The organism is Parvibaculum sp. (assembly GCF_049672805.1).
Taxonomy (GTDB): Bacteria; Pseudomonadota; Alphaproteobacteria; order Parvibaculales; family Parvibaculaceae; genus Parvibaculum.
This window is the reverse complement of record NZ_JBATWS010000163.1, coordinates 1-10207: the sequence shown is the minus strand read 5'-3', so window position 1 is coordinate 10207 and position 10207 is coordinate 1. Positions and strand designations below refer to the sequence as shown.

The window sequence follows — 10207 nt, the reverse complement described above, 5'->3', positions numbered from 1 at the left end:
TTCCAGCACATGGACCTTGCGATCCCAGAGGTTGCGATAGGTGATCTTCTCAAGGAAGGCGTTGTTCACATAAGGCTCCGCCGAGCCGGTGACGACGGCGAGCGGCTGGGATGCCGTTTCCGCAATCTCCCGCCCGTCAAGATCGCGCCCCTCTATGGCCGATTGCAGCATGAGCGGCCGGACGCGCCCGTCTGCGCGGAGTGAAGCGGCAAGCATCCAGGGCTCCATCGGCACGCCCTCACCAAGCCCGCCCCGAACCTGCGTGCGTGCATCTTCTTCCGTGAAGTCGGGCTTGAAGGTGAGCGCCATCGTGTCGGTCGGAAGAAAGGCTTCCGCCATATCTGGCCCGCCCGCGGGCGGTGTTCCCGTGATCCAGGCGGCAACCAGCCCCGGCCAGCGCACCATCATCTCCAGCGCCACATGGCCCCCAAGCGACCAGCCCATCACCACGGCGCGCTCCACCTTGAGCGCCTCGAGAAAGGCTATCGCCGCATCGGTAAAGCCGTGGATCGAATAGCTGGCGGCAGGGTCCGGGGCGTCAGAGCTTTGCCCGTGGCCCGGCAGATCAAAGGCTATGAAGCGGTGGCGCTTTGCCATCTCGCTTGAAAACTGGCGCCCGAACATCTCCTTGCAGGAGGAGTTCCCGTGGACAAAAAGCACCGGAAGCCCCTTGCCCGAACTCTCCACATAGGCAAGCCGCCCATGCGGCGTATCCGCAAACCCCTGATTCATCTCCCGCCCCCAAAAGTCTGGCTACATGACCACCAAAGTTGACATATGCGTCATTATTTTTTGCATCGCCCGACCCTTCCCCCTATAGTTCGCGCAGAGGAAACCGGCAGGGCCGGACGAAGGAGGAGCCATGACAAACACCATCACAACAAATATCACGGTGGATGCGGCCTACGAAGCGGTCGCTCCCGACGATTTCGCCGCAATGATGGAAGTGGATCGCTACGGCAAGCGCTCCACTGCCTTCGACAAGATCATCTCGGCGACGCATGACCATTTCTGGGACCCGCAGGACCCGAAATATGTCGATTTCTCTCAGCCCTTCGACATCGAGAACGAGTATCTGACGGACCCCGAGCAGAACACCGATCTCAAGACGGCTGTGGCTGACAAGCTGGACGAAAAGCAGAAGATCAAGCTCGTCAACATGGACGTGCAGTGGGCACTGTCCTCGATCCTTCACGGCGAAGCAGGCGCGCTCGCCCTTTCCGCAAGCCTCTGCCACATCCTGAAGGATCCGGGCGCGCAGGAATATGCCGCGAACCAGACCCGCGAAGAGGCCCGCCATGTGGCCGGCTTCTCCAACTACATCAAGGCGCGCTGGGGCAAGCCCGTGCCGGTTGGCCCCGCCCTCGGCAATGTTCTGACGGAACTCGTCAACTCGCCGCTCGTCTGGAAGAAGCTCGTCGGCATGCAGATGCTGGTTGAAGGCCTCGCAATGGGCGCCTTTGCCTCCTTCTACAAGTTTGGCCGCGACCCGCTGATGGTGAAGCTGATGCAGCTCACCATGACGGACGAAGCCTTCCACCATAAGTTCGGAAAGATCTGGGCAGACCGCACCATTCCGAACCTGAACGCAGAACAGCGTAACGCCATTGAGGATTGGGCCTGGGAAGTCTTCCAGGTGCTTCTCTTCAACCTCGGCAGCCCCGAGCAGAAGAAGCATATCTATGCCGCAGTCGGTCTCGACTGGGAGTGGGTGCAGGGCGCCTATATGGAAGCACTGACGGACAAGAACATCCGTGAGAGCATGCAGGAAAGCTCCAATATCTTCCGCGTGCTGATCAAGACGCTTCTCAAGGCCGGCATCATCACCGACCGCACCGCCATGAACTACGCCGCCTTCATCGACATGAAGGAACTCTATGGCGAAGGCGACCGCATGATCGGTGACGACATCGCCGAGGAAGGTATCCGCCTTCTGCGCGAACTCAACGGCCAGGGCAGCGGCGCCTACTCGCTCGACCGCATGTCGGCAGCCGAATAAGCAGGACCGGGATCGGGCCTGTCCCGGCTCTCCTCCTTCAAAAGAAAGGGCGGCTTCTTCGGGAGCCGCCCTTTTCCGTTTCCCTATGCGCGCATCAGCCCCTTGATGAGCCGGTCGAGCCCTGCCGCATAGATACTCCGCGCCGCTTGCGGGTCATCCGCCGCCGCAATGCCAAGTGCGGCCTGCTGAAGCGCACCGGAGAGAAGCTCGATCAGCGACGGCAATTCCTTCTCCCGGATCAGCCCCTCATCCGCGAGGTGGCGAAGCGCATGGTCGAGGAAGAGACGGGCAAGCGGGGCTTGCAGCGCCATCCAGTCCGCAAGACCGAGCACGGCCAGTCCTTCGATCAGCAACAGGTGCCTCACCTCCGGCTCTGCATAGATGCCGAGCAATACCCGCGCACCAACCTCCAGATCCTCCCGGTCATGGCCGATCTGCGCCATCGTCTCCTCATAAAGGCGCTGACCAATCTCCGGCAGCATCTCCTGAAGCACGGCGCGAAAGAGATCCCGCTTGTCAGCAAACTGGTGATAAAGCGCGCCGCGCGTGACGCCTGCCTCGCGGACGATTTCTTCCGTGCCGACTGCGGCATAGCCTCGCTCCGAGAAAAGACGACGCGCCGCCGCGATCAGCTTTTCGCGGTTCCGGGACGGCTTCTTGGCTGGGACTTTTCGTGACAATCCGTTCTCACTCACCAGTTTTCATACTGCTTGTATGAATCTCGCGACATTTGTATAAATCATACACGCTGTATGAGACCTTGCCCATGCGAGAGGATGAAGCAGATGGCACGTCCCGTTCCCTATTGGCTCTTCCTCTCTGTCCTCGCGGCAGAAGCCGCCCTTCTGGCGCTCTGCTTCTCCCTCCGGGGAACAGGCGCAGACGGCCTGCTCCACCTCGCCCGCTACACGGCGCGGCTCGCCTTTCTGATCTTCCTGCTCACCTTTGCAACAGGCGCGCTTGCCGCCCTCTCCCCTTCGGACGCAACGCGCTGGCTCCGGCGAAACCGCCGCTATCTCGGCCTCTCCTTCGCGCTCGCCCATTTCATCCATCTCGCCGCGCTGACAGGCTTCTTCATTGCGATTGCCGAAGTGCCCGACCTCGTCACCCTTGCGGGTGGCGGGCTTGCCTATGTCTTCGTCCTGCTGATGGCGCTCACTTCGAATGATGCGGCGCTACGCAGGCTCGGTCCGAAAAACTGGCGCCGCCTTCACCTCATCGGCGGCTGGTACATCTGGCTGATCTTCATGAACTCCTATGTCGACCGCATCCTGCGCGAGGCGCCGCCTGAGCCGCGCTGGATTTTCGTGGCGCTCGCATCTTTGGGACTTGGCGTTCTTGTGTTGCGCGTGGCGGCGTGGAAAAAGCGGCGGCAGAACACGCTCCTCCCCGCACAGTAAAACGCCCACGCAAACTTACGCTGCGTCAATGACACGCCGCGCACGCTCTGCACCGCTTGCGGATGACCGCTCCGCATTTCCCTGTATAGTATTCTCAAAAGAACTGGCTGCCCGTTCCTTGCGAGGCGGCACACGCGATCAGTCTGGGAGGACTTTCATGGCTTGGAATTTCGGGGACATCCTCGACGCTATTTCCCCTGTGCTGCCTCAGGATGCACCGGCCTTTGTGCATGGAGAGCGACGCATCACATGGGGCGAGGCAACAAAGCGCACCAACAATCTCGGCCGTGCGTTGATCGAGCGCGGTGCAAAGCCCGGCGACAAGGTTGCCTTCTATATGCGCAACCGGCCGGAATATGTCGAAACGCTCGCCGCCTGCTACAAGGCGCGTCTTACCCATGTGAATGTGAACTACCGCTACAAGCCGGACGAAGTCTTCTACATCTTCGACAATTCCGACGCGCAGACCGTTGTCTATGGCAGCGAGTTCCGCGAGGTGATCGAGGAAATCCGCCCGCGTCTCACCAAGGTTGAAACCTTCGTTGAGGTGAATGATGGCGGTGACGTCGCACCCTTCGCAGAGCGTTATGAAACGCTTGCCACCACGGGCAGCGGCGAACGGCTTGATATCAAGCGCTCGCCTGATGACATGCTCTTCATCTACACGGGCGGCACCACCGGTATGCCGAAAGGCGTGATGTGGACGCATAACGACATGCGCGAAGTGCAGCTTGCCGCACTTCGCCGCCTTGGCCCCGTGCCGGAAACGCTGGAAGCGCTTGTCGCCTCGATCAAGGAAGTCGGCCCCGCCGGTCCGATGATCCCCGCCTGCCCGCTGATGCATGGCACCGGGCTTCTCACCGCGAATGGAAACATGCTCTCGGGCGGCTGCATCGTCACGCTGGACAGCGTGTCGCTCGATCCGCATGAGCTTTGGGCTGCAGTTGATCGCAACAAGGTGCAGCAGGTCGCCATCGTGGGCGATGCCTTCGCGAAACCCATGCTCCGCGCATTAGAAGAGGCGCCGGGCAAATACGACCTCTCCTCCATCGCAACCATCATTTCCTCGGGCGTCATGTGGTCCACGGAAGTGAAGCGCGGTCTTCTGCAACACATGCCGAACGCCATCATGACGGACAGCTTCGGCGCGTCGGAAGCGGTTGGCCTTGGCTCCTCGCTGATGACGAAGGATGGCGAGATCGCGACTGCGAAGTTCCAGATCGGCGAACGCTGTCAGGTGTTCGATGAGAATGACGAGCCGGTCGTCCCCGGATCGGGCAAGCCCGGCTTCATCGCGCTCGGCGCGCCCATTCCGATCGGCTACTACAAGGACCCGGAAAAGAGCGCCAAGACCTTCAAGACGATCCGTGGCGTGCGCTATTCGATCCCCGGCGACTGGTGCCTAGTCGAACCCGATGGCACGCTGACGCTACTCGGCCGCGGCTCGGTCTGCATCAACACGGCGGGCGAAAAGGTCTACCCCGAAGAGGTCGAAGAGGTTCTGAAAACCCACCCGGCCATCGAAGATGCGCTCGTCATCGGCCTGCCCGACGAAAAATGGGGTCAGGCTGTCACCGGCGTCGTGAAGCTCAATGAGGGGGCGCAGTTCGACGAGGAAGAATTGCGCGCTCATGTCCGCAGCAAGCTCGCGGGCTACAAGACGCCGAAGCGCATCCTGATCGGCACCGTCCCCTTCCGCGCCCCGAACGGCAAGGCGGATTACAAGGGTGTGACAGAGTTTGCCAAGGCAGAACTTGGCGTCTCCTGAGCGAAAATGCTCCAATAAGCATCAAGGCCGGTCCTGAAATGGGCCGGCCTTTTCATTTCCGTTACGGAAAACCCGTTCGCCTGCCCTCATCCCGCTTTTCCCGAGGATGTCGGTTGCCTGACGGGGGGGGGCTGATATACTCTCGCCAACAATACCCTGATAAAGAGAAAAACATGGAAGCGCTTGAGAAATTCCGTCAGGTAACAAGCGCCTGGCTGGAGGAAAACTGCCCCCCCTCCATGCGGACCCCGATGCCGGAAGAGGAAACCGTCTGGGGTGGCCGCAATGCCAAATATCCGAACCCCGATTCCAAGCTCTGGCTGGACCGTATGGCATCGCGCGGCTGGACCGCGCCTACCTGGCCGAAGGAATATGGTGGCGGCGGGCTGACCAAGGAAGAAAACCTCGTGCTCCAGCAGGAACTGCGCCGCATCCGGGCGCGGCCTGCCCTTTCGAGCTTCGGCATCTGGATGCTCGGGCCGGCCCTTCTCGAATTCGCCAATGAAGAGCAGAAGAAAGAGCATTTGCCGAAAATCGTGCGCGGCGAAATCCGCTGGTGTCAGGGCTATTCCGAGCCGGGTGCCGGTTCCGACCTCGCCGGCCTTCAGACAAAATGCGAGGACAAGGGCGACCATTTCCTCGTCAACGGCCAGAAGATCTGGACCTCCTATGCCGACAAGGCTGACTGGATTTTCTGCCTCGTCCGCACCGACCCCACCAAGAAGCATGAAGGCATCAGCTTCCTGCTCTTCGACATGATGTCGCCCGGCGTGGAAGCACGCCCGATCACCATGATCTCTGGCGCATCACCCTTCTGTGAAACCTTCTTCACCGATGTGAAAGTGCCGAAGAAGAACCTCGTCGGTGAACTCAACAAGGGCTGGACCATTGCGAAGCGCCTGCTGCAGCATGAGCGCGAAATGATCTCCGGCATGGGCCTTGGCGGTGTCGGCGCAGGCGGCGGCATTGGCAGCCTGGAGCAGGTTGCAAAGGAATATTTCGGCGAAGTGAATGGCCGTATTGCGAGCCCCTCGCTGCGCGATCACATCACCCGCCAGAAGATGGACTCCAAGGCTTTCGCGCTCACGATGCAGCGCTCGGCTGAAGAGGCCAAGGCAGGTCAGGGGCCGGGTGCCGCAAGCTCCATCTTCAAATATTACGGCACGGAGCTGAACAAGCGTCGCTACGAACTGCTTCTTGAGCTGATGGGCACCAAGGCGCTCGGCTGGGAAGGTGACGGCTTCTCCGATGATGAACTGGGCATCACGCGCTCATGGCTCCGCTCGAAGGGTAACTCCATCGAAGGCGGCACCAGCGAAGTGCAGCTCAACGTCGTCTCGAAGCGCGTCCTCGGTCTTCCCGACGAATGATCCGGTCCATGCGGGGCGCGCGCTTGTGAAAGACGCCCCCGCCGCCCTTCCCATGTGAACAACAAGAAATTCGGAACGCCATGTCACTTGTATTGACCGAGGAGCAACAGCTTCTCCGCGACACCGCAACGCAGTTCTTTCAGGAGCGCCTGCCTGTCGCCAATCTGCGGAAACTCCGCGACACGAAAGATGCCACCGGCTTTGACCGTGCGGCCTGGAAGGAAATGACCGATCTCGGCTTTGCCGGCATCCTCATTTCCGAAAAATATGGCGGCACGGAATTCGGCCCCGTGGGCCTTGGCCTTGTGCTGGAACAGACTGGCCGCACGCTCGCCGCAACGCCGCTGGTATCGACCGTGCTTCTTTGCGGCTCGGCCGTGCAACTTGCAGGCAATGCAACGCAGCGCCAGGAAATCCTCTCCGCCATCGCGGCGGGAGAGCGCATCATGGCGCTGGCGCTTGAAGAAGGCCCGCACCATAACCCCACGCGCATCGCCACGCGCGCGGAAGCACAGGGCTCCTCCTATCGCCTCAACGGGTCCAAGACCTTTGTGCTGGATGGCCATGTCGCCGACCAGCTCATCGTGGTCGCGCGCACCAGCGGCGCAGATACGGACCGCTCGGGCGTGACGCTCTTCCTTGTCGATCCGAAGGCCGAAGGCGTGAAGATCACGCGCACGCTGATGGTGGACAGCCGCAACGCCGCCAATATCGAGTTCAACAATGTCACCGTTTCGGCGAGCGCCGTTCTCGGCTCCGTCGATGGGGGCAATGATGTGCTCGAACAGGTGCTCGATATCGGCCGCATCGGCCTTGCCGCCGAAATGCTCGGCCTGGTGCAGCAGACCTTCGACACCACGCTTGCCTATCTCAAGGAGCGCAAGCAGTTCGGCAAGGTGATCGGCTCCTTCCAGGCGCTGCAGAACCGCATGGCCAATCTCTTCGCGGAGATCGAGCTTTGCCGCTCCGTCGTGCTCGACGGGCTTTCCGCGCTGGAGCAGCGCCGTAATGACGTGCCGCAGATTGCGAGCATCGCCAAGGCGCGCCTCTCCGATATCGCCACCATCGTAACCAATGAAGGCCTGCAGATGCATGGCGGCATGGGCATGACGGACCAGTTCGATGTGGGCCTCTTCATGAAGCGCGCCCGCGTTGCGGCTGCGACCTTCGGCGATGGCAATTTCCATCGCGAGCGCTACGCGACCCTCGAAGGGTATTGAGGCAATTCTGGTGAGGGGAAATCGCTTGTGGAGCATTCGGACGGCGCTTGTTGCGCTCGTCATTGCCTTGATGCCGGTTTCCCCCGCCGCTGCCCATCCGCATGTCTGGATAGACATGCAGACGGAATTGCAGTTCGACGCCGAAGGCCGCCTCGCCTCCATCGGCATCCTCTGGATATTCGACGAGTTCTATTCCGCCTTCGCGCTTGAAGGCGCGGAGAAAACGGCTGACGGCTATGACGAGGAACTGCTCGCCGGCCTCGCCGCAATCAATCTCGAAAACCTTGCCGAGTGGGACTACTTCACCGAAGTCACCACGAGCGGTCAACCTGTCGCCCTTGGCGCGGCGCGTGACGGCAAATCGACATGGGATGAGGCCTCAGGCCGCCTCTCGCTTTCCTTCACCGTTCCGCTTGAGACGCCGCTGCAGCTTGAGAGCGCACCGGCAGAACTGCGCATATTCGACCCGACCTATTACATCTCGATCGACTATCTGAAAGACAACCCGGTGCGCCAGACCGGTGCGATGCCCGCAGGCTGCACTGTTGAACGCCGCACGCCGGATGTCGAGAATGTCTGGCTCAGCCTGCCGGAATCGGCCTTCACTGATCCCTCATCGCAGCTCGGTGCGCATTTTGCCACCATCGTCAGGGTTGCCTGCCCGCCTGCGCCATGATGAAGAAAGCCCGCATCTTCGTCCCGGCGCTGTTGCTGCCTCTCGCACTCTCTGCAACTGCCGTGCTGGCGCAAAGCCCCTTCGCCGTTCCCGGGAGCGATGCGCCTGCCGAGCTTGCGGAGCCGGGCTTCTTCTCCGGCCTGCTGCGCTACATCATGGCCATGCAGCAGGAATACTACCGCGCCATGGCAAGCGCGCTGCGCGCCGTGAACCTGCAGCAATCCGCAAGCGCCATGTGGGGGCTTGTCTCGATCTCCTTCCTTTACGGTGTTTTCCATGCAGCCGGTCCGGGGCATGGCAAGATCGTCGTGACGTCCTATCTGCTCGCCGATGAGCGCGAGGTGAAACGCGGTATCGTCCTCGCCTTCCTCTCGGCCTTTGCGCAAGCGCTGACTGCCATTGCAGTTGTCGGCATTCTCGCCGTGCTGCTCGGCCTCTCAAGCCGGGCAACAGCAAGCACGCTCCCGATCATCGAACGGGCAAGCTTCATCCTGATTGCGGGTGTCGGCGTTTGGCTGATCTGGCGCACGCTGCGCCGCAAGGAGCATTCCCATCACGATCATGCACATGGTCACGACCACCATTGCCACGACCATGACCATGCTCATATGCCCGGCCCCGCAGAAATCCGCGAAGCCGCCACGCGCGGCTGGAAGGGCATGGCGGCCATCATCGCCTCGATCGGCCTCCGGCCATGCAGCGGCGCGATACTGGTGCTGCTTTTCGCGCTGACGCAGGGTGCCTTCACCATTGGCGCCCTGTCCGCCTTCGCCATGTCGGTCGGCACCGCAATCACCGTATCCGCCCTCGCCATCCTGACCGTTTTTTCCAAGAACATGGCACTGCGCCTTGCCGGACAGGTGGACAGCCGGCGCTCCCGCCGGATTGAAAAGATGCTCCGAATTGGCGGCGGGGCCCTTCTTGTGGTTATGGGCCTTGTCCTTTTCGCAGGCTCCCTTACGGCACCGGCGCAACCCCTCTTCTGATCGCACCCTGCCTATCGACAAGCCCCGCCCCCCGCCCCATACTGCGCGCAACGCCGGAGACCCGGCATCATGCTGAATGAAATGAGCTAGAGAGACCGATGGCCGACGAGACGAAAACCAGCGACCTGCCCGAACGCATCACCGTTCTTGCTCGGGATTTCACCCCCGCCGCGATGGAATTCCACCGCCGGAACATGAGCGAAAAGGGATATCGCATGGAAGGCCAGATTGTTCAGCGCAAGTTCCAGATGATCGAAGGCATGGGCGCACCGAAGGATCTGTTCGATGGCGAACTTTTCTACGCCGTCACCTTCGTGCGCAAGAATATCGACAACTGAACGCCACCACGCGCGATAACCAGCCGAAGCGACACCGGACACACGACAAAAGTTGTTTGACTCGGTGTCGCTAATCCTGTTGGGTTGCAACGCAATCTATCTTTGGGCTGCGTTGCCCTCCGGGCCTTTCAAGACTCCCCAGAAACAGGTTGTAAACAGCCGCGCGATGGGCGCGCGGTCAATCTCGCGCGCCAGCGCGGCAGGAGACTCTCGAAATGGCTACAGGTACGGTGAAGTGGTTCAACACGCAGAAGGGTTACGGCTTTATTCAGCCCTCAGACGGCGGCCGTGACGTATTCGTGCATATCAGCGCGGTTGAACGCGCTGGCCTGAGCTCGCTCAATGAAGGCCAGACGATCAATTACGAACTCGTGACGGAACGCGGCAAGACATCGGCTGCGAACCTCACGGTCGCGTAACACACGCTGCTGTCGCAGACATTTGAAGGCC

The 10207-nt window shown here is 61.0% G+C and carries 11 protein-coding genes; 9 read left to right on the top strand and 2 right to left on the bottom strand.

What is annotated here, in order from left to right; translation table 11 throughout:
• The coding region (locus tag WBF74_RS05345; protein ID WP_424436298.1) for an alpha/beta fold hydrolase at window positions 1-732 on the bottom strand (732 nt) is incomplete at its 3' end.
• A gap of 130 nt (window positions 733-862) precedes the next feature.
• Between WBF74_RS05345 and WBF74_RS05340 the strand changes: the two genes are divergently transcribed.
• Window positions 863-1999 carry a ferritin-like domain-containing protein gene (locus WBF74_RS05340; protein ID WP_424436295.1) on the top strand — a complete coding sequence of 379 codons (1137 nt, stop codon included), beginning with the start codon at window positions 863-865 and terminating at the stop codon, window positions 1997-1999.
• 83 nt (window positions 2000-2082) lie between these two features.
• On the opposite strand, the gene WBF74_RS05335 is transcribed toward WBF74_RS05340, so the two are convergent.
• On the bottom strand, window positions 2083-2679 hold the full coding sequence (locus WBF74_RS05335) for a TetR/AcrR family transcriptional regulator (RefSeq protein ID WP_424436292.1): 597 nt from the start codon (window positions 2677-2679) through the stop codon (window positions 2083-2085).
• A gap of 105 nt (window positions 2680-2784) precedes the next feature.
• On the opposite strand from WBF74_RS05335, the gene WBF74_RS05330 reads away from it, so the two are divergent.
• The 8 genes from WBF74_RS05330 (at window position 2785) to WBF74_RS05295 (ending at window position 10176) form a co-directional block, all read left to right on the top strand.
• Window positions 2785-3399: a hypothetical protein gene (locus tag WBF74_RS05330; RefSeq protein WP_424436289.1), complete on the top strand. Its 615-nt coding sequence runs from the start codon at window positions 2785-2787 to the stop codon at window positions 3397-3399.
• 157 nt (window positions 3400-3556) lie between these two features.
• Window positions 3557-5167, top strand: a complete 1611-nt coding sequence (locus WBF74_RS05325; RefSeq protein ID WP_424436286.1) for an acyl-CoA synthetase — start codon at window positions 3557-3559, stop codon at window positions 5165-5167.
• A 173-nt stretch (window positions 5168-5340) separates the two neighbouring features.
• A complete protein-coding gene (locus WBF74_RS05320; RefSeq protein WP_424436283.1) occupies window positions 5341-6537 on the top strand; it encodes an acyl-CoA dehydrogenase family protein in 1197 nt (398 codons plus the stop codon).
• An 80-nt stretch (window positions 6538-6617) separates the two neighbouring features.
• Window positions 6618-7757, top strand: coding sequence for an acyl-CoA dehydrogenase family protein (locus tag WBF74_RS05315; RefSeq protein ID WP_424436280.1), 1140 nt, complete (start codon window positions 6618-6620; stop codon window positions 7755-7757).
• 25 nt (window positions 7758-7782) lie between these two features.
• The gene (locus WBF74_RS05310; RefSeq protein WP_424436277.1) at window positions 7783-8433 is read left to right on the top strand and encodes a DUF1007 family protein; all 651 of its coding nucleotides are present in this window, start codon (window positions 7783-7785) and stop codon (window positions 8431-8433) included.
• Window positions 8430-9419 (top strand): nickel/cobalt transporter, encoded by a 990-nt coding sequence (locus WBF74_RS05305; RefSeq protein WP_424436274.1) that lies wholly within the window; start codon window positions 8430-8432, stop codon window positions 9417-9419. Before WBF74_RS05310 ends, WBF74_RS05305 begins: the two co-directional genes overlap by 4 nt.
• Before the next feature lie 98 nt (window positions 9420-9517).
• A complete protein-coding gene (locus WBF74_RS05300) occupies window positions 9518-9757 on the top strand; it encodes an AMP nucleosidase (protein ID WP_424436271.1) in 240 nt (79 codons plus the stop codon).
• Between the two features lie 215 nt (window positions 9758-9972).
• A complete protein-coding gene (locus WBF74_RS05295) occupies window positions 9973-10176 on the top strand; it encodes a cold-shock protein (RefSeq protein ID WP_424436268.1) in 204 nt (67 codons plus the stop codon).
• Window positions 10177-10207: the final 31 nt, after the last annotated feature.